At 74.1% G+C, this 19186-nt stretch carries 11 protein-coding genes; 6 read left to right on the top strand and 5 right to left on the bottom strand.

Annotated elements, in window-relative coordinates; all coding sequences use genetic code 11:
* Window positions 1-293 precede the first annotated feature (293 nt).
* A complete protein-coding gene (locus ABZ370_RS39480; RefSeq protein ID WP_358631810.1) occupies window positions 294-845 on the bottom strand; it encodes a MarR family transcriptional regulator in 552 nt (183 codons plus the stop codon).
* Window positions 846-992: 147 nt separating this feature from the next.
* Here ABZ370_RS39480 and ABZ370_RS39475 point away from each other — a divergent pair, with 147 nt between their 5' ends.
* The gene (locus ABZ370_RS39475; RefSeq protein ID WP_358631836.1) at window positions 993-2303 is read left to right on the top strand and encodes an MFS transporter; all 1311 of its coding nucleotides are present in this window, start codon (window positions 993-995) and stop codon (window positions 2301-2303) included.
* A 42-nt stretch (window positions 2304-2345) separates the two neighbouring features.
* Here the strand turns inward: ABZ370_RS39475 and ABZ370_RS39470 are convergent, their stop codons facing one another.
* Together ABZ370_RS39470 and ABZ370_RS39465 are read right to left on the bottom strand one after the other, a co-directional pair.
* Window positions 2346-4325 carry an ATP-binding SpoIIE family protein phosphatase gene (locus ABZ370_RS39470; protein WP_358631807.1) on the bottom strand — a complete coding sequence of 660 codons (1980 nt, stop codon included), beginning with the start codon at window positions 4323-4325 and terminating at the stop codon, window positions 2346-2348.
* Between the two features lie 235 nt (window positions 4326-4560).
* Window positions 4561-5931 (bottom strand): NAD(P)/FAD-dependent oxidoreductase, encoded by a 1371-nt coding sequence (locus ABZ370_RS39465; RefSeq protein ID WP_358631804.1) that lies wholly within the window; start codon window positions 5929-5931, stop codon window positions 4561-4563.
* A 306-nt stretch (window positions 5932-6237) separates the two neighbouring features.
* On the opposite strand from ABZ370_RS39465, the gene ABZ370_RS39460 reads away from it, so the two are divergent.
* Window positions 6238-7095 (top strand): TetR family transcriptional regulator, encoded by an 858-nt coding sequence (locus ABZ370_RS39460; RefSeq protein ID WP_358631801.1) that lies wholly within the window; start codon window positions 6238-6240, stop codon window positions 7093-7095.
* A 204-nt stretch (window positions 7096-7299) separates the two neighbouring features.
* Here the strand turns inward: ABZ370_RS39460 and ABZ370_RS39455 are convergent, their stop codons facing one another.
* Window positions 7300-10974 carry a BTAD domain-containing putative transcriptional regulator gene (locus tag ABZ370_RS39455; protein ID WP_358631798.1) on the bottom strand — a complete coding sequence of 1225 codons (3675 nt, stop codon included), beginning with the start codon at window positions 10972-10974 and terminating at the stop codon, window positions 7300-7302.
* 1099 nt (window positions 10975-12073) lie between these two features.
* Entirely contained in the window at window positions 12074-14161 is a 2088-nt protein-coding gene (locus ABZ370_RS39450; protein WP_358631795.1) for an asparagine synthase-related protein, read from the bottom strand.
* A 287-nt stretch (window positions 14162-14448) separates the two neighbouring features.
* Between ABZ370_RS39450 and ABZ370_RS39445 the strand changes: the two genes are divergently transcribed.
* From ABZ370_RS39445 to trmB, 4 genes are all read left to right on the top strand, one after another.
* The gene (locus tag ABZ370_RS39445) at window positions 14449-14631 is read left to right on the top strand and encodes a hypothetical protein (protein ID WP_358631792.1); all 183 of its coding nucleotides are present in this window, start codon (window positions 14449-14451) and stop codon (window positions 14629-14631) included.
* A 448-nt stretch (window positions 14632-15079) separates the two neighbouring features.
* Window positions 15080-16540, top strand: a complete 1461-nt coding sequence (locus ABZ370_RS39440) for an MFS transporter (protein WP_358631789.1) — start codon at window positions 15080-15082, stop codon at window positions 16538-16540.
* A gap of 375 nt (window positions 16541-16915) precedes the next feature.
* Window positions 16916-18121, top strand: a complete 1206-nt coding sequence (gene lhgO / locus ABZ370_RS39435; RefSeq protein ID WP_358631786.1) for an L-2-hydroxyglutarate oxidase — start codon at window positions 16916-16918, stop codon at window positions 18119-18121.
* Between the two features lie 120 nt (window positions 18122-18241).
* Window positions 18242-19045: a tRNA (guanosine(46)-N7)-methyltransferase TrmB gene (gene trmB / locus ABZ370_RS39430; protein ID WP_358631783.1), complete on the top strand. Its 804-nt coding sequence runs from the start codon at window positions 18242-18244 to the stop codon at window positions 19043-19045.
* Window positions 19046-19186 lie beyond the last annotated feature (141 nt).

Below are 19186 nucleotides of genomic sequence, written 5' to 3'. Positions count from 1 at the left end.
TCCGTTTTCCGTTCCGTTTCCGGTCCGAATTCCGTTTCCGGCCCCCTGTTGGAGCGGGGTGTTTCGCGCCTTCCGGCGTGTCCACCACTTTAGCGGATTCCCCCGGAAGCTCATAATCGAGCTTTTCGTTCCAGATTTCGGCATGCCGAAGTCGTTCCCGATTGGGGGTCGTGCTGAGTGGTTTGCCGCCGGTGCGGCGTGAGTGCGTACCGACGAACCGTTACGGCTCTGTGGCAGCTCGGGGAACATTACGGATCGGTCTGATCGGTGTCAACCCGTGTCGGCTGAATGCTTCAACCGAGGTCGTTCAGCCGCCCGTCGGCGTCCGGTTGGCTCTCCTCCACCCGGCGCAGGACGCGGGAGAGCATCTCGCCGAGGGCGCCGCGCTCCTGTGAGGACAGGTCCTGGAGCAGGTCTTCCTCGAAGACGGATGCCCGGCGCATCGCCTCCGTCCACTTCTCGCGGCCGCCGCTCGTCAGCTCGACGATGACGCGCACGCGGTTGTTCTCGTCACGCTCCCGGGTGACGAGCCCCTCGTTCACCAGGCGGTCGATGCGGTGGGTCATGGCGGCGGGGGTGAGGCCGAGTCGCTTGGCCAGTTCGCCGGGGCCCAGCTGGTACGGGGAGCCGGACAGGACGAGGGCCTTCAGGACCTCGAACTCGACATTGCTGATGCCGAGGGTCGAGGACTGCCTGCTGTAGGCGACGTTCATCCGCCGGGTGAGCCTGCTCAGCGCGTTCACCACCTGCTCGACCTGCGGGTCCAGGTCCTGGAACTCGCGCTGGTAGGCCGCGATCTGCTCCTCGAGGGTCAGCAGGTCGTCCGGATCGGGGGTCTCAGCCATGTGCGGAGTATGACATGGAAGTCGTTCGCACCGAACTTCTTCGCCATGTACTCTTAACCATCGAAGTTTAGCTTCGAAGTCTTGAGACTTCGACTGTGCGGGCTTCGTCCGACTCCGTACGACCTTTCTCGACCTGGGTAGGTGAGTGTGACCACCGCGATGGGCGCAGCGCTGCGCCGGATTCAACTGGGCAACGCGCTGAGCGCGTTCGGCAACGGCTTCACGGTCCCGTTCCTGTTCGTCTATGTGGCGCAGGTGCGGGATCTCGGTGCGCATACGGCGGGCCTGGTGCTCGCGATGTTCGCGGTGGCCGCGCTTGTCGTGCTGCCCTTCACCGGTCGGGTGATCGACCGGCGGGGGCCGCTGTCCGTTGCCGTCGTGGGTGCGATCGCCTCCGCCGCGGGGTCGCTGGGGCTCGGGCTGGCGGTGAGCGTGCCGCTGGTGCTCGCCGCGGCGGGGGTGCTCGGTGCGGGGATGGCGGTGATCCAGCCCGCGCTGGCCACGCTGATCGTGTGGTGCTCGACGCCCGCGACCCGGTCGCGGGCCTTCGCGACGCAGTTCTTCCTCAGCAATCTGGGGCTGGGCGTCGGCGGGCTGCTCGGCGGGCTGCTGGTGGACACCTCGTCCCCGGCGGGCTTCGTGCGGCTCTTCGCGATCGACGCGGTGATGTTCCTGGTGCTGGGTGCCACGGTGGCGACCGTGCGGCTGGCGAAGGGGCCGGTGCTCGACGGTACGGTGCCGACCGACGCGTCCGCCGCCGGGGCGGGCGGCTGGCGGGCCCTGCTGGGGCACCGGGCCATGCTGCAGCTGTGTGTGCTGGGCTTCGTACTGTTCTTCGCCTGCTACGGGCAGTTCGAGTCCGGGCTGTCGGCGTTCGCCGTGGACGTCGCCCATGTGTCGCCCGCGATGCTGGGCGTGGCGCTGGCCGCGAATACGGCGGTGATCGTGCTGGCGCAGTTCGTGGTGCTCAAGCTGGTCGAGCGGCGGCGGCGCAGCCGGGTGATCGCGCTGGTCGGGCTGGTGTGGACGGTCGCCTGGGCGGTGGCCGGGGCCGCGGGTCTGGTGCCGGGCGGTCAGGTCATGGGCACGGCCGCGATCATCTCGGCGTATGCCCTCTTCGGTCTCGGGGAGGCGATGCTGTCGCCGACCGTCGCGCCGCTGGTGGCCGATCTGGCGCCGCCGTCCCTGCTGGGGCAGTACAACGCGGCGTTCTCTCTGGTGAAGCAGTTGGCGCTGGCGGTCGGCCCGGCGTTCGGCGGGCTGATGGCGGGGGCCGGTCTGTACGGGGCGTACGTCGCGGTTCTGATCGTCTGCTCGCTGGGCATATCGGTGCTCGCGCTGCGGTTGGGCGGGCGGCTGTCGGCGCGGCAGGACAATCCGCTGCGCGGGGCCGCCGCCGGTCCCTCGGTGCCCGCGCCGCGTTCGGAGTCGTCCGCTCCGGTGACCACGGCGGTCTGACGGCCGCCGCGCTCCGCCCGCCCGCCCTTCCCGCCGGAGGTCTTATGGCTCTCCGGCGGGGAGGGCGAATTCGCACCACACGGCCTTTCCGCCGCCCGGCGTGCGGCGTGAGCCCCAGGAGGAGGCGATGGTCGCGATGATCGAGATGCCGCGGCCTGCCTCGTCGACCGGTTCGGCCCGGCGGCGGCGCGGCAAATGATCGTCGCCGTCGGTCACCTCGATGATCAGACGCCGGTCGGTGCGGCGCAGCCGCAGCCGCATCGGGGGCGTGCCGTGCTGGAGGGAGTTGGCGACCAGCTCGCTGGCGGCGAGGACGCCCAGGTCGCGCAGTTCCATGGGGAAGCGCCAACTGGCGAGGACGCCTGAGGCGAAGGCCCGGGCGCGCGGGGCGGCTTCCACTCCGCCGAGGAGTTCGAGGGCGGCGTTGTGGAACAGCTCCGCGTCATGGCCGCTGCGGGCGGGGTGCTGGAGGACCAGGACGGCGACGTCGTCGTCGTGCGCGGCGGTGATGCCGAGCGCCCGGAGGAGGCGGTCGCACATCACCTGGGGCGTGCCGGTCGCGCCCGCGAAGACGCGCTCCAGGGCGGCGACGCCGTCGTAGATGTCCTTGTCGCGCCGCTCCACCAGCCCGTCCGTGTACAGCACGGCGCTGGAACCGGGGTTGAGCGGGACGGAGCCGGAGGTGTGCAGCCAGCCTCCGGTGCCCAGCGGCGGGCCGGTGGGTTCGGCGGCGCGGCGCACGGTGCCGTCCGGGTCGCGGACCAGGATCGGCAGATGGCCCGCGGAGGCGTAGACGAGGCGGCTCTCGTTGGGGTCGTGGACGGCGTAGACGCAGGTGGCGATCTGGTTGGCGTCGATCTCGGCGGCCAGTCCGTCGAGGAGCTGGAGCACCTCGTGCGGGGGCAGGTCGAGGCGGGCGTAGGCGCGGACGGCGGTGCGCAGCTGGCCCATGACGGCGGCGGCGCGGACGCCGCGCCCCATGACGTCGCCGATGACGAGGGCGGTGCGCCCGGCGCCGAGGGTGATGACGTCGTACCAGTCGCCGCCGACCGCCGCGTCCTTGCCGCCGGGCTGGTAGGTGGCGGCGACGCGCAGGTCGTCGGGTTGTTCGAGCTCCTGCGGGAGGAGGCTGCGCTGGAGGGTGACGGCGGTCTCGCGCTGCAGCCGCTCGCTGGCGCGCAGCCGCTCGGCGGACTCGACCTGGTCGGTGACGTCGGCGCCGAAGACGAGGACGCCGCGGACCGGTTCGGCGTCGGCGGTGTCGGCGGCGTCGTCGGCGGCGGCTGCGGCCTTGGTGGCGGTCACGGTGGCCTGCGCGGCCGCGACGGTGACTGCCGCGTCGGCCGTATTGGCCGTATCGAGGACCGCCGTGTCGCGGGCTGCCGCGTCGGGGACGGCACCCTCGTGGGCGGGCGCGGGCACGGGGGCGGTCGCGCGGGCCGGTTCGGGGACGGGGGCGGCCATCTCGATGGGCGAGCAGGTGAACGTGTAGTACCCGTGCCGCGACCGGCCCGCGGCCGTGGCCTCGGCTTCGGCGTCCGGCCCGGGCCCGGGCGCCGCGGGGACGCGCCGCGCCTTGACCGTACGGGGCGTGCCGCTGCGCAGGACCTGGTCCATCAGTGGCAGCAGCCCCAGCTCACGCAGCTCGGGCAGGGCCTGACCGGCGGGGACGCCGCGGGTCCGGTGCCCGAACAGGTCGGCGTAGGCGTCGTTGACGTAGGCGATGCGGTGCTCGGGGCCGTACACCACCGCGACCAGGGCCGGGACCTGGCCGAGGACGTCGTGGACGGACAGCCCGTCGAGGGTCGGGACGGCGGCGGGCGGCGGACCGCCCGGGACGGTGCCGGGCGTGCCCGGCAGCGGCGGCTCGCCGACGGCGGAGGGGTCGGTGCGCTCGCCGCGGGCGGCCGGGACGGAGCCGCCGCCCGTGGCGGGCTGCGGACGCCGCGCGGCACGGTCGGACCGCGCGGCGCTGCGTCGCTGCGTTCGGGGGAGCCGGGCGCTCCAGCGCGTGAAGTTCACTGCGGGTTACCTCGTGGGGTGGTGGCTGAGCAGCGCGCCGGCGCGGGATCGGGGAGAGGGATGCGGTTGCGGGGGACGGCCCCCGGGGGAATGCAGCAAACTTCCGAATCCTCGCGATTGTCACTCTTTGCAGATACGAGCCCACCCATGGTCACACGTCCAGTGTGGCCGACCGGACTGACATCCGTGAGACGCCGTTCGTGGGAGGGAAGTTCCCGGCTCCGCCCCGGCGGGGTCAACTGGCTTCGGGATGGCGTCCGGTGTCCGCGGCGAGCTTGAACTCCGCGCGCGGGTTCTCCAGCGATCCGAGGGAGACGATCTCCCGTTTGAACAGCCCCGACAGAATCCATTCGGCCAGCACACGCGCCTTGCGGTTGAAGGTCGGCACCCGGCTGAGGTGATAGACGCGGTGCATGAACCAGGCCGGATAGCCCTTCACCTTGCGGCCGTACAGATGTGCGACGCCCCGGTGGAGGCCGAGGGAGGCCACGGAACCGGCGTACTTGTGCTCGTAGTCGGTGAGCGGACGGCCGGCGAGCGAGGCGAGCACGTTCTCGGCGAGGACCTTGGCCTGGCGGACGGCGTGCTGCGCGTTGGGGGCGCAGACGGCGCCGGGCTCGGCCGCCGTACGGTCCGGCACGGATGCGGCGTCCCCGGCGGCCCAGGCGTGCTCCACGCCGTCCACTTGCAGCGCCGCGGTGCAGCTGAGGCGGCCGCGGGCGTTCAGCGGGAGGTCGGTGGAGGCGAGGATGGGCGACGGTTTGACGCCCGCGGTCCACACGAGGGTGCGGGTGGGGAAGCGCGAGCCGTCACTCAGTACGGCGACCCGGTCCTGGCAGGAGTCGAGGCGGGTTTCCAGCCGTACGTCGATGTTGCGGCCGCGCAGCTCCCGTACGGCGTAGGTGCCCATCTCCTCGCCGACCTCGGGGAGGATGCGGTTGGTGGCCTCGACGAGAATCCACTTCAGGTCCTCGGGCGCGATGTTGTGGTAGTAGCGGATGGCGTACCGGGCCATGTCCTCCAGTTCGCCGAGCGCCTCGACGCCCGCGTACCCGCCGCCGACGAACACGAAGGTCAGCGCGGAGTCGCGGACATCGGGGTCCCGGGTGGAGGACGCGATGTCGAGCTGTTCGAGGACGTGGTTGCGCAGCCCGATGGCCTCTTCGACGGTCTTGAAGCCGATGCCGGTCTCGGCGAGGCCGGGGACCGGGAGGGTGCGGGAGACCGATCCGGGCGCGAGCACCAGCTCGTCGTAGTGGATCTCGATCGAGCCGGTGCCCTCCTCCTCGGTGGCCAGGGTTCTGATGGTCGCGGTGCGTTTGCCGTGATGGATGGCGGTCGCCTCGCCGATGACCACCTGGCAGTCGCCGAGGACGCGACGCAGCGGCACCACGACGTGGCGGGGGGAGATCGACCCGGCCGCCGCCTCCGGCAAGAAGGGCTGATAGGTCATATAGGGCTCGGGGTCGACCACGATGACCTGTACGGCGCCGTGCCTCAGCTCCCGCTTGAGCTTCCGCTGGAGGCGCAGCGCGGTGTACATCCCGACGTAACCGCCGCCGACAACGAGAATGCGCGCTGGTTCCTTCACCCTCCCATGAGGCATGCACGACCGTGGTTTGTCCACAGCCCCGACGAATTGTGTGACCGGAGGGCCGTAAGTGCCGCGGGGCCGGGGCATGGGGTGGGGCGGGGAATGTGCGCAGGTCAGGGCAGGTTCACAGAGGGCGGGGCGGTCCGGGAAGCGGGGTAAGGTGGCCCGGTGGTCCGGTTGGGGGACGGTCTGTCCCGACCTACCCTCTTCATTCTTGACCTGGGCTCAACTATGTTCGTACTTCGTCGGGGTTGTGACTGCCCCGGCTGACAGGGCGGGGAGTCTCCGGGGGGAGACGTCATTACCGGGGGATCACTTATGCACCTTCAGGGTTCGTCATGGTCCGCAGCCGTCGCGTCCTCGGACGGCAACGGCGGCCGGAGCACACCGCTGCGCGTGGACGCGCAGCGCAATCTGGAACATGTCCTGCGGGCGGCGCGCGAAGTCTTCGGAGAGCTGGGATACGGCGCTCCGATGGAGGACGTCGCGCGGCGGGCGCGGGTCGGAGTGGGCACCGTCTACCGGCGGTTCCCCAGCAAGGACGTGCTCGTCCGCCGCATAGCGGAGGAGGAGACGGCCAGGCTGACCGATCAGGCACGGTCGGCGCTGGGACAGGAGAACGAGCCGTGGTCCGCGCTGGCCCGGTTCCTGCGCACCTCGGTGGCGTCCGGCGCGGGCCGGCTGCTGCCGCCGCAGGTGCTGCGGGTCGGGGTCGACGCGGAGACGGAGATCCGGGTCCCGCAGCAGCGGCAGGTGGCGGCGTTATCCGGCCCGCCGCAAGCGGCGGGTGCGGTTCCGTCGATGGGCGCGGTTCCGTCGGCAGCGGTTCCGTCGGGGGGCGTGATGCCTTCGGCGGGCGCTATGTCTTCGGGGGGTGCTCTGCCTTCGGCGGCGGTGCCGTCGGCCGGTGCGGTTCCGCCGGAGCTACGGCTGGTCGGAGAGCCGGGCATGCCGCAGGACGACGCGGGCGCGGCAGCCCTGCTGCAGGTCGTCGGGCAGCTGGTCGAGCGGGCGCGGACGGCGGGCGAACTGCGCCCAGACGTGACGGTCGCCGATGTGCTGCTGGTGATCGCCACGGCCGCGCCATCGCTGCCGGACGCGGCGCAGCAGGCCGCGGCGTCGGCCCGGCTGCTGGACATCCTGCTGGACGGGCTGCGGTCGCGGCCGGTGGGGTGACCGATGGGGTGACCGGGGGGAGTCACCTTCTGGGCGCTTTCTGATCGATCTGTTCGCCGGGTGTGTTCTGCCCGGCGAACAGCGGTTGGGGGTCGGCCGGGGCGGGTGCGCGTCGGCGGGGTTCGCCCGTACGTTTCGGGGTCGTATCGCGCGTCTTCCCCGTGCGGGTGACCGTATGCGCCCCTGCTTCCCGACTGTCGTCGGTCAGCGGGTGTGCGGTGACGCGGTCCCCTGGCCGGGGGCGGTGGCCGCTTCGGCGCCGGATGCGGCCAGGACCTCGTCGAGCAGGGCGATGGCCTCCTCGACGGTCAGAGCCGTGGCCTCGTCGCGCAGCGTCCCCACCACGGTGGCGCCCAGCGCCGCGCAGGCCCGCTCCTCGGCCTCCGTGGTCTCCGCGAGCGCCAGCGGGGTGCGCGGGAGCCGTCCGCGCCAGCCGTCGGCCGCGCCCAGCAGCCGGACGGCCGGTCGTTCGTGTCCGTACCGCACCAGGATGGACGCGGCGCACTCCGCCTGCTGGGCGAGCAGCACCTCCGTACAGCCCACCTCGGCGCCCATCCGCAGGGTGTCGCGCAGCGTGCGCAGCCCGCCCCACGGATCGCCCTCCTCGGCGCTGATCCGGCCCTCCAGCCACTGCACCACGACCCAGAACTGCGGCGGCGGGGTCGCCTTCGCCGCCTGCCGCCGGGCGTCCTCGCAGTGCGTCCGCGCCGCGGCCGGATCGCCGCGCAGCAGCTCGATGTGGCCGCGCATCAGGCGGTTGAAGGGCCGGACGTCCACGGCGCCCCAGCGCTCGGCCTCCTGCTCGGAGTGGTCCAGCAGCTTCGCCGCAGCCTCGGTGTCCCCGGTGTTGAGGACGAGGTCGGCCAGCCGGGTGATGAGGAACGGCACCTCGGTGTGCGCGCCGATCTCCCGGGCCAGCCGCTGCGCCTCCTCGTAGGCGGCCCACGCCTCGGCGATCCGGCCGTGCATCGCGGCCATCTCGCCCCTGGCGCTCTGCACCTGGGCGAGCATCCAGCGGTCGCCGACGCGTGCGCTCAGCCGGTCCAGCTCGGCGTAGTCGGCTTCGGCGCGCTCGATGCCGCTCGAGGTGTCGATGGCGAGGTGGGCGCGGAACATGAGCGCGACGGCGAGCGCCCAGTCGTCGCCGTGCTCGCGACAGTTGGCCACCGCCGCGTCCATCAGCGGGATCATCGCGGTGTGGCCGTCGAGGACGTATCCGGCGAACGGCCACAGCAGACCGGGGAAGCGGGCGCTGCGCGGGCCCGGATGGCCGCCGTAGGCGTCGCGCATGCGCTGGGCTATCAGCCGCGTCTGGGGGTCCTGGGTGTCCGGGCCGTGGCCGGTGTCGGCGAGCAGGAAGAACCGCAGCAGCCGCAGGTCCATGAGGTGCCAGTAGCGGGTGACGGCGGGGGTGTCGCCGTCGGCGCCGCCCGGGGCGGGGGGCGGCATGTCCACGGCCGGTCGGCCGCCGTGCCGATTGTCGGCCCGATCGCCGTTCCGTTCGTCGGCCCGTTCATCCGTCCATTCGCTGTCCGGGCCGTGGTCGAGGGTCAGGGCCCGGTGGGCCCAGGCGGCGCCCTCGTCGCGGTAGTTGCGCAGCCACCAGAACCAGCCCATCGCGAGAATGATCGCGAACGAGGTGTTCTCGTCGCGGGCGGTCAGGGAGCGGTGCAGCGCGGCCCGGATGTTGTCGAGGTCGGTCTCGACGCGGCGCAGCCAGGGCAGCTGTTCGGCGGAGCGCAGCCGGGGCTCGGCGGCCCGCGTGAAGTCGCGGAAGTGGGCGATGTGCCGGGCCGAGGCGGCGGCGTGGTCGGCCCGGGCGGCGGAGTTCTCGGCGGCGCGCTCGCCGACGTACTCGTGGATCGTCTCCAGCATGCGGTAGCGGGCCTCGCCCGCCCCGTCCATCGGCCCGCCCACCGGTTCGCCCGGCGGGTGGTCGACGACCAGGAGGGACTTGTCCGCCAGCGCTCCGAGCAGGTCGAGCACCTCCGGGGGCGCGAGGGGGACGCCGGAATACGCGGGAGTGTGCGCTGGGGCGCGTACACCGGCGCGTATGGCCTCACGGTCGGGCGCGTCCGCACAGACCGCCTCCGCCGCGGCCAGGCTCCATCCGCCCGCGAAGACCGAAGCCCGGCGCAGCACGGTGCGTTCGCGCTCGTCCAGCAGGTCCCAGGACCAGTCGACGACCGCCCGCAGGGTCTGCTGGCGCGGCAGGGCGGTTCTGCTGCCGTTGGTCAGCAGGTGGAACCGGTCGTCGAGGCGGTCGGCGATCTGGCGCGGGGTCAGCAGCCGCAGCCGGGCCGCGGCCAGCTCGATCGCCAGCGGCAGTCCGTCGAGGCGGCGGCAGATCTCCGCGACCGCCGCCGCCGTGTCCGGGTCCCCGGCCGGGTCGAAGCCGGGCCGTACGGTCGCGGCGCGCTCGGCGAACAGCTGGTGGGCGGGGGCGGGCGGCAGCGGCTCCACGGGCCGTACGGTCTCGCCGGGCACGCCCAGCGGCTCCCGGCTGGTGGCCAGTACGGTCACGCCCGGGCAGTGCGCCAGCAGCACCTCGGTGAGCCGGGCCACGGTGTCGATGACGTGCTCGCAGTTGTCGAGCAGGAGCAGCAGGCGGCGGTCGGTGCAGTACTCGACCAGGCGGGTGGCCGGGTCGACGGCGTCCGCCCCGCCGGTCCGGCCTTCGAGCCCGGTGGAGAGCAGCGTCGTCTCGCGGCGCCCGACGGCGCTCAGGACGGCGCCGGGTACGGCGGAGGCGTCGTCCAGCGAGGCGAGTTCGACCGCCCAGACGCCGTCCGGGTAGGAGGCCGTCACGGTCGCGGCGGCCTCCTCGGACAGCCGGGTCTTGCCGGAACCGCCCGGTCCGGTGAGCGTGACCAGCCGGGCCCCGCCCAGGTCCGTGCGGAGGGCGCCGATCTCGCTCTGGCGGCCGACGAAGCTGGTGAGGCGGGCCCGGAGGTTGCCGGGCGGCGCCGGGGGCGCGGCGGGGCCCGGCTCCCGGCCCGTCTCCCGGCCCGGCTCCCGGCCCGGGGCGGGGGCGCGATCGCCGTCGCGGTGCGGGGCGCGGTCGGCTGCGGATTCGCGGTGGTCCGCCTCCGCCGGGTCCGTACCGGCGCGGTCGGCGGGTGGCGTGGGCCCGGTGGACGGCACGGGCCCGCCGAGCAGCAGCTGCCGGTGCAGCTCCCGCAGTTCCGTCCCCGGGTCGGTGCCGAGCCGGTCGGCGAGGAGCGTGCGGACCTCCTCGTACGCGGCGAGGGCGTCGGCCGAGTGCCCGGCGGCCCGCAGGGCGCGGATCAGCTGCGCGTGGAACGTTTCGTCAAGCGGATGATCCGCGACCAGCTCCCGCAGCTCCGGGATGACGTCCGCCGCGCGGTCGCGGGCGAGGTCGGCGTCGATCCGGCGGTGCAGCACCGCCAGCCGCAGCGCCTCGGAACGGGCGGCGGCCGCGTCCCGCTCCGGCAGATCGGCGAGCGCCGGGCCGCGCCACAGCGCGAGCGCCCGCCGCAGCGTGGTGGCGGCCGTGTGGGGATCACCCGCGTCGAGGGCGCGCGTGCCGTCGTGGGCCAGCCGCTCGAAGCGCAGCAGATCGACGTCGTCCTGGGGCACGGCGGTCGCGAGGCGGTACCCGCCGGGCGAGGAGACCACGGCCTCCCGCCCGATCGCCCGCCGCAACCGGCCCACCAGCGCCTGGAGCGCGGCGGGCGCGTCGTGCGGCGGGTCGGCGGCCCACACCTCGTCGATGAGGACGTCGACGGGGATGGGCCCGGGACGCGCGGCCCGCAGCGCGAGCGCGGCGAGCAGCGCACGGATACGGGGACCGCCGAGGGGCAGCGGGTCCCCGTGTTCGTCGCGCGCTTCGGTGGTGCCGAGGATGAGATACCGCACGGCGGTCATTCTCCTGGGTTTGCCGCGGAAGGGGACACTCCATCACGAGCGGGTCGCACACCGGACGAAGCCTTGGAAGGGCGGACGATACGCGGTCGCCCGAGGGGCGCCACGCGCCGCGGCACGGTCGGGCCGACGCCCCGACGCCCCGACGCCACGGTAGTCCCGGGCAGCACGGCAGCGCACCGTCATATCGCCCGCCCCGACGGACGCCCCGCGCCCCGGCCGCCCGGCCCACGGCTGCCGGTCCGGCCCGGTAGCGCGCGGTCTCACGGCGGGCGGGCGGTCGGTCGGGCGGCGGGCGGCGGGCGGTCGGCCCGGTGCCGGGTACGACGTCCCGGCCTCGTACGCGGCCGCGCGACGCGGCGGGCGCCACGCACAACGGCAGCGCACCGAACAGCAGCCGACGGTGCCCGCGCCCCGCCGGTCGGGCTGACGACAGCGGCCGCGCCGACGGCCCTGGGGCCCCGGGCGCGACGACGCGGCAGCCCGGCGGTCGGTGCGGCGCACAGATAGTCCGGACGCCCGGTACGGCTCCCGGAGCTCGCTGCGGCGACTGACCGCCATCGCGACGGCGCCCACCGGGCACTGTGGGCCCGCCTTCCGAAGTCCGGCGCGGCAGCACGACGGCAAAGCATCGGCGTAGCGGTTCGCCCCGGTCGGTAGGCCCATCCGCGTGGCCGTGGTGCGGCTCCCGCAGCGCCAAAGCCGCAAGGCAGCGACACGTAACGCCCGGCGCAAGGCCCGAGGCGCGGCGCAGCGGACCGCAGCCGTAGCTCGATGGGCGGGCCTGAGTCGCGGCGTCCGCAGCGCAAGGCCCACAGCCCGCCGCGCAATGCGCCGGGCCCGAGGGGCGAGTCCCGACACGCCAAGCCCGCGCCCAGGAGCCCCAGCCCGGCGCGACCGGCAGGCCCGGCAGCCGCTTCCGGCGGTCGGAGCAGCTGCGCAGCGCCGAACCGCGCAGCGCAGCGGCACCGTAGCCGAGGTGCGGCTCCCCACCCCCGCGGCGCCGCAGGTGAGGCCCAGGTCCGCGGCGCGCGGAGGGCCGCCGGGGCCCACCGAGCTCCGCCGCAGCGGAAAGCCCACCGCCCGCTGCCGCTCACAACGTAGGTCGCGGCACCACTCCGCCCGCCACCGCGCGCTGGCGGGGGGCTGCCGTGCCGGTCCAGCAGGTGCCGCGGCGGGACAGGAGGCGGCGTAGCCAGACTTCGGTGGAGACCAGTTCGGCCAGGCCGTCCAGGGGCAGCCGTTCGCCCTCGGACGCCGCGCGCAGCGCCTTGCGGACGACGCGGGCCTCGACGAGACCCGCGTCCGCCAGCAGGGGCGCGTCGAAGAGGCTGACGAGGTCGCCGAGCCAGGTGCGCAGGCCCGCGCGTACGGAGGCGGCGTGGGCGGCGTGGGAGGTGGCGCCCCAGCCGGTGGGGAGGTCGCGGATGCCCGCTCCGGCGAGGACCGTACGCAGGACGGCCGCGCGCGCTCCGGGCTGGACGCGGAGCGCTTCGGGGAGCGCGCGGCAGGCCCGTACGACCTGGTTGTCGAGGAAGGGGGCGTGCAGGCGCTGGCTGCGGACCTCCGCGGCCTGTTCGAAGACACGGTGGTCGGCGGCGTAGCGGGCGAGCGCGGCGTCGGCGCGGCGTTCGCCGGGGCGGCGCAGCAGGACGGGCCGCAGCGCGGCCTCTTCGAGGCGGACGGACACCTCGGCGAGGGCTTCCCCGGTGAGCCAGCGGGCGGCGGGGCCGGGGCGGCACCAGGCGAGGGAGGCGAGGGAGGCAGAGACGGCACCGGCGGCCACGCCCGCGCCGTCGTCGGTGAAGCGGCGCTCCAGGAGGCGCGCGGCGGCTTCCTGTACGCCGTCCCGGTAGGAGGTGCGGGCCAGCCGCCGGGCGGCGCGGTAGACGGTGAAGGGGACGAAGAAGGAGTGGGCGTTGGGCCCGTCGGCCTTGGCCAGCGCGGTGGCGGGGCGCAGCAGGTGGCGTCTGCGGCGGTCGAGCAGCAGGTCGGCGAGGCGGGCGGGGTGGGCGTCGAGGACCTGCCGGGCGCCGTGGCCGACGAAGTGGTCGGCGCTGCCCGCGGCGAGGCGGCGCCGGTGGCGTTCGGCGATGACGAGGGACGGGCCGGGTTCGTCGGTGAGGGCGCCGATGTCGAGGGCGGCGTACGGGAGGGCCTCTTCGCCTCCGGCGACGACCACGTGGTGCAGCCGGGGGTTGGCGGCGATGGCGCCCGCGCGTTCCAGCTCGGCTTCGCGGGTGCGGGCGCCGCCGGTGGTGGCGAGGTCGTTGAAGGTGACGGCGAGCAGGCGTTCCCCGGCTTCGGTGCCGTGGCCCAGCAGGGTGCCGGGCATACCGGGGAGACCGGCGGCGAGCAGCGCGAGCGTGGCGGAGGCGCTGCCTCCGGACAGGTCGGCGCCGATGCCGGGGGCCGGGGCGCCGCGGGCGGCGCGGCGTTCGGCGGGGCCCATGCCGGGGACCGGGCCGGGGTCGAGGCCGTCGGTGGCGGGGGCGTGGCGGGGTGCGGTGAGGCGGGCGCGTACGGCTTCCAGGAGGGCGTCCCGTACGCCCTCGACGGCCGTGTCCTGGTCGAGCGAGGGCGCGGCGACGGCGAGCGAGGCGGTGGGCTCGTAGCCGGTGACGTCGCGGGCGCCGTCACGCAGGACGAGCGCGTGTCCGGGCGGCACCCGTCTGACGCCCATGTAGGGCGTGCCGTCGCCGACGGCCTCCGGGGAGTCGGGGCAGGCGAGCAGCGCGCCGAGGTGGCTGACGTCGAGCTGGGCCTCGATGAGGTCGGCGAGCGGGAGCGCGGCGGTGGCGTACGCGGTGCCGCCGGACCAGTCGGTGTGGAAGACGGGCCGGGCACCGGCCAGGTCACCGGCGATGGTGATGCGGCGGCCGACCTGGGCGACGGCGGTGTAGCTGCCGGGCCAGGCGGTGAGATGGCGCAGGGCGCCGCCGCGGGCGGCGAACAGGCCGACCCGCAGCTCCTCGTCGGTGGCGCCGCAGCAGCCGAAGACGGCGAGCCGGGTGAAGGGGTCGGCCTGGACGACGCGTACCTCGTCGGGCCGCCAGTCGCCGACCGCCCACAGCGGATCGGGGTCGGACCACAGGAGCTGGGCACCGACCGGCTGGATCGCACGGCCTTCCGGGGGGACCGGGCCGGATGCGGTACTGCTCCACCCCACCAACCACCGCATCGCCGCCTCCACAGGCTGTGGGCATCCAGGGCATCCAAGAAGTAGGTGCCATCATGCACAGCATGTTGACGGTTTCGACATCGAACCGGACAACTACGTGGATCTCTTGGATGTCCCTTGACCGCTGATGACCGCGGGAATCCCAGGAGTTGATCGCACCCTACGGCCCCCGCGGGCAGGCGTTCGTAAGAAGCCCAGGAGGGAACCGTCACCGATCACGACGCACCGTTCCGCCGTGGCCCATGCTGCCACGACTGAGGCGTGCAACAGCGCAAGGACGCCAACGCGTGTACGACGCGTATGACGACGCGCAGGAGGGCGTATACGAGGACGCGGAGGACGCACACGGGGACGCCCAGGAGAACGCACACGACGAAGCGCACGAAGAATCCGCCAACGCGGGTGCGAGGGAAGGGGCTTCCCGCGCCGGGCCTCCCCCTCCCCGGCCCGCCGCGGGAGCCCGGCACTGACAGGCGATATTCGGCCAAGTTCGCCGTGGCGCGCTCGGCGGTCTTGCGGATGACCCGCCATCATCCGGACCGCCGCGCGCCGTTCGCCTCCGCTCGTCTCCACGCCCTCCCAACACGACAGTCCGGGAGGCGGCTTCCGCCTCCCGGACCGTTCCGCCACCCGCGGGGAATGAGGCGGCGGCGTCCCCCAGCCCACTCGATCCAGTACAGCGGGCCGACCCACGCAGGTCCTATCGAAACGTTCTCGCCGGGACTGAGACAGAGCGCACACACGGGCGCACAGCCACACACACCGGGAGCACGCGTCACGCCCCGCACGCCCGTTCGTACAAGAATCTCGCCATCCGGGACACCACCTCTTAACGGTCGGGATGCGGCGAACTACGCTGGGTTTACGAATGCCCCGCGCCTATGCCGGGGCGGCCGTCGGTGCTGTCGAGGGGTGCGCATGTCCAGGGAGCTACGCGGGCCGAACGAGAAGCTCGGCACCGTTCTCGCCCTCGCTGGGATCAGCAATGCCGGGCTCGCGCGCAGAGTCAACGACCTCGGCGCCCAGCGTGGCCTGACCCTTCGCTACGACAAGACGTCCGTAGCGCGTTGGGTCTCCAAGGGCATGGTGCCCCAAGGCGCCGCGCCCCATCTGATTGCGGCCGCTATCGGGAGCAAACTCGGCCGTCCCGTCCCACTCCATGAGATCGGCCTCGCCGACGCCGATCCGGCCCCCGAGGTCGGACTCGCGTTCCCGCGCGACATCGGCCAGGCCGTCCGCTCCGCGACCGAGCTGTACCGGCTTGATCTCGCGGGTCGGCGCGGCGGGGTGGGTATTTGGCAGAGCCTGGCCGGATCTTTCGCGGTCAGCGCGTACGCCACCCCCGCCTCCCGCTGGCTCATATCCCCGGCCGACACCTCCGTCGCCCGCGGTCCCGAGGACGCGGAGGACGCCGAGGAGGAGGCGGGCGGTACGGGCGGCAGCGGCGCCGACGCCTTATCGCAGCGCGTCGGCCACAGCGACGTCACCAAGCTGCGCGAGGCCGCCGAGGACGCGCGCCGCTGGGACTCCAAGTACGGCGGCGGCGACTGGCGTTCCTCCATGGTCCCTGAGTGCCTGCGGGTCGACGCGGCACCGCTGCTGCTCGGCTCGTACAGCGACGAGGTCGGCCGCTCCCTCTTCGGCGCCACCGCCGAACTGACCCGGCTGGCCGGGTGGATGGCCTTCGACACCGGCCAGCAGGAGGCCGCGCAGCGGTACTACATCCAGGCGCTGCGCCTCGCCCGCGCCGCCGCCGATGTCCCGCTCGGCGGCTACGTGCTGGCGTCGATGAGCCTCCAGGCCACCTACCGCGGCTTCGCCGACGAGGGCGTGGACCTCGCCCAGGCCGCCCTGGAGCGCAACCGCGGCCTGGCCACCGCCCGCACCATGAGCTTCTTCCGGCTGGTCGAGGCGCGCGCCCAGGCCAAGTCCGGGGACGGCCCGGCCTGCGGGGCGGCGCTGAAGTCCGCCGAGGGCTGGCTGGAGCGGTCCCGGGGAGGCGACGCCGACCCGTCCTGGCTCGACTTCTACAGCCAGGAGCGGTTCGCGGCCGACGCCGCCGAGTGCTACCGCGACCTGCGGCTGCCGCGCCAGGTGCGGCGCTTCACCGAGCAGGCGCTGTCCCGGCCGACGGAGGAGTTCGTACGCTCCCACGGGCTGCGGCTCGTCGTCTCCGCCGTCGCCGAACTGGAGTCCGGGAACCTGGACGCGGCGTGCGCGGCGGGCGCCCGGGCCGTGGAGGTCGCCAACCGCATCTCGTCCGCGCGCACCACGGAGTACGTGCGCGACCTGATGCACCGGCTGGAGGCGTACCGGGACGAGCCGCGGGTGGCGGAGCTGCGGGAGCGGGCCAGGCCGCTGCTGGTGACACCGGCGTGAGGGGCTCTCGGTGGCGGCGGCCCGGTATGCGGTGACGGCGCGGCATGCGGTGACAGCCCGGTACGCGAGGACGGCGCGGTACGCGGCGACGGCCCGGTACGCAGGGACGGCCCAGTACGCGGGAACGGCCGGGCATGCGGTGACGGCCCGGTGCCGGTGACCGACGGCCGAGTGCCGGTGACCGACGGCCGGGTGCCGGTGGTGCCCTCATCGGTGACCCTCACGTGAGCTTCGGGCGAAGCGCGCGTGATCTTCACGCGCCCGTCCGGATACCAGGCGCCGCATGGGTTTCGAGCCGCTGTCAGTGGCGCAGGTCATGATAGGGATCGACGATCGGGCGACCGGACGGTTGTGGCGCGTGGGGAGGTGCATGGGGTGACGGCGGTGGACTGCGACGTGCTGGTGATCGGGGGCGGGATCGTCGGCCTGTCGACGGCGTACGCGATCACGCGCGCGGCGCCCGGCACCCGCGTGACCGTGCTGGAGAAGGAGGCGGGCCCGGCCCGCCACCAGACCGGGCGGAACAGCGGAGTGATCCACAGCGGGATCTACTACCGGCCGGGATCGCTGAAGGCGCGGTTCGCGGTGCGCGGCGCGGCGGAGATGGTGAAGTTCTGCGCCGAGTACGGCATCGCCCATGAGGTGACGGGCAAGCTCATCGTCGCCACGGAGCGCTCCGAGCTGCCGCGGCTGCACGCCCTGGTCCAGCGCGGCCGGGAGAACGGCATCCCGGTGCGCGAGCTGGGCCCCGCCCAGATAACCGAGTACGAGCCGTGGGTGCGCGGCCTCGCCGCGATCCACGTCGGGACGACGGGGGTGTGCGACTTCGGCGCGGTGGCGGCGCAGCTGGCCCGCCTGGCGCGGGACGCGGGCGCGTCCGTGCGGTACGGCGCGGGCGTGACCCGCATCGGGCGCCGCCCGTCGGCCGTCGCGGTCCGCACGGCGGACGGCACGGTGCTGCGGGCCCGGGCCCTGGTCAACTGCGCGGGGCTCCAGTGCGACCGCGTGGCGCGGCTGGCGGGCGACGACCCGGGCATGCGGATCGTGCCCTTCCGCGGTGAGTACTTCGAGCTGGCGCCGTCGCGTACGTCGCTGGTCAACGGCCTGGTCTACCCGGTGCCCGACCCCGCGTTCCCGTTCCTCGGCGTCCATCTGACCCGCGGCATCGACGGCGGCGTCCACCTCGGGCCCAACGCGGTCCCCGCGCTCGCCCGCGAGGGATACACCTGGCACACCCTGCGCCCGCGCGAGCTGGCGGGGACGCTGGCGTACCCGGGCGCCTGGCGGATAGCCCGCCGCCACTGGCGGTACGGGGCGGGCGAGCTGCGCCGCTCCCTGTCCAAGCGCGCCTTCACCGACGCCGTCCGCCGGCTGCTGCCGGATGTGACACCCGACGACCTGATAGCCGCCCCGGCCGGAGTGCGCGCCCAGGCGGTGCTGCCGGACGGCACGCTCGTGGACGACTTCCTCATCTCGCAGACCCCCCGCGCCGTCCACGTCCTCAACGCCCCCTCCCCCGCCGCCACCGCCTCCCTCCCCATCGGCCGCGAGGTGGCCCGCCGGGTGCTGGAGGCGCTGTGACGGCCCTCACGACGACCGCGGCCCGCCAGGCGGGGCCGGGGGCCCCGGCCGCCCACACCATGGCGTCCCTGGGGCGGGCCCGCCTTTGGACGAGGCCCCGCCCGTAGAATCGGAAGCACTGTGTCCGAGAACTCCACCGCCCCCGATGCCCCAGCGGAGCGCGACCGCACCGCCCCCGCCCGCGACCGCGGCGAGCCGCGGTTCCCCGGTGGGCCCGTCGCCGATCCGGCCGGGTCGCACCATGAGCGCCGCATCCGTTCGTTCCGCCCCCGCCGCGGCCGGGTGACCCCCGGCCAGAGCGAGGCGCTGCGCCGCCTGTGGCCGCAGTGGGGGCTGGACATCGACGGGCTGCACCGCCTCGACCTCGGCGAGCTCTTCGGCGACCCGGACCTCCCCGTCGTCCTGGAGATCGGCTTCGGCATGGGCGAGGCCACCGCGCGGATGGCCGCCGCCGACCCCGGCACCGGCATCCTCGCCGTCGACGTCCACACCCCCGGCCAGGGCAACCTGCTCGCCCTCGCGGAGCGCGACGGACTGTCCAACGTCCGGGTGGCCAACGGCGACGCGATCATCCTGCTGCGCGAGATGCTGGCGCCCGCCGCCCTCTCCGGGCTGCGCGTCTACTTCCCGGACCCCTGGCCCAAGAAGCGGCACCACAAGCGCCGACTGCTCCAGCCCGAGTTCGTCGAGCTGGCCGCCACCCGGCTGCGCCCCGGCTCGCTGCTGCACTGCGCGACCGACTGGGAGCCGTACGCGGAGCAGATGCTGGAAGTCCTGACCGCCAGCCCGTCCTTCGACAACACCCGCCCCGACGGCGGCTACTGCCCGCGCCCGGACTTCCGCCCGCTCACCAAGTTCGAGGACCAGGGGCTGAACAAGGGACATATCGTCCACGACCTGATCTTCCGCCGCAACGACGCATAGCACCCCTGCGCAGATGGGGATAATCCCGCAGTCCGCCACGTCCCCGTTCGTTAGGGTCGGTTGAGTGCATCAGTCCCCGTCCCCCCACCAGCCGCCTGATCCGCCGGTCACGCCGTATGACCAGCAGCCGTGGTTCGACAG

It is taken from the genome of Streptomyces sp. NPDC005962, from assembly GCF_040629205.1.
Classification (GTDB): Bacteria; Actinomycetota; Actinomycetes; order Streptomycetales; family Streptomycetaceae; genus Streptomyces.
The sequence above is the reverse complement of the archived record's forward strand: the minus strand, read 5'-3'. Positions and strand labels throughout refer to the sequence as shown.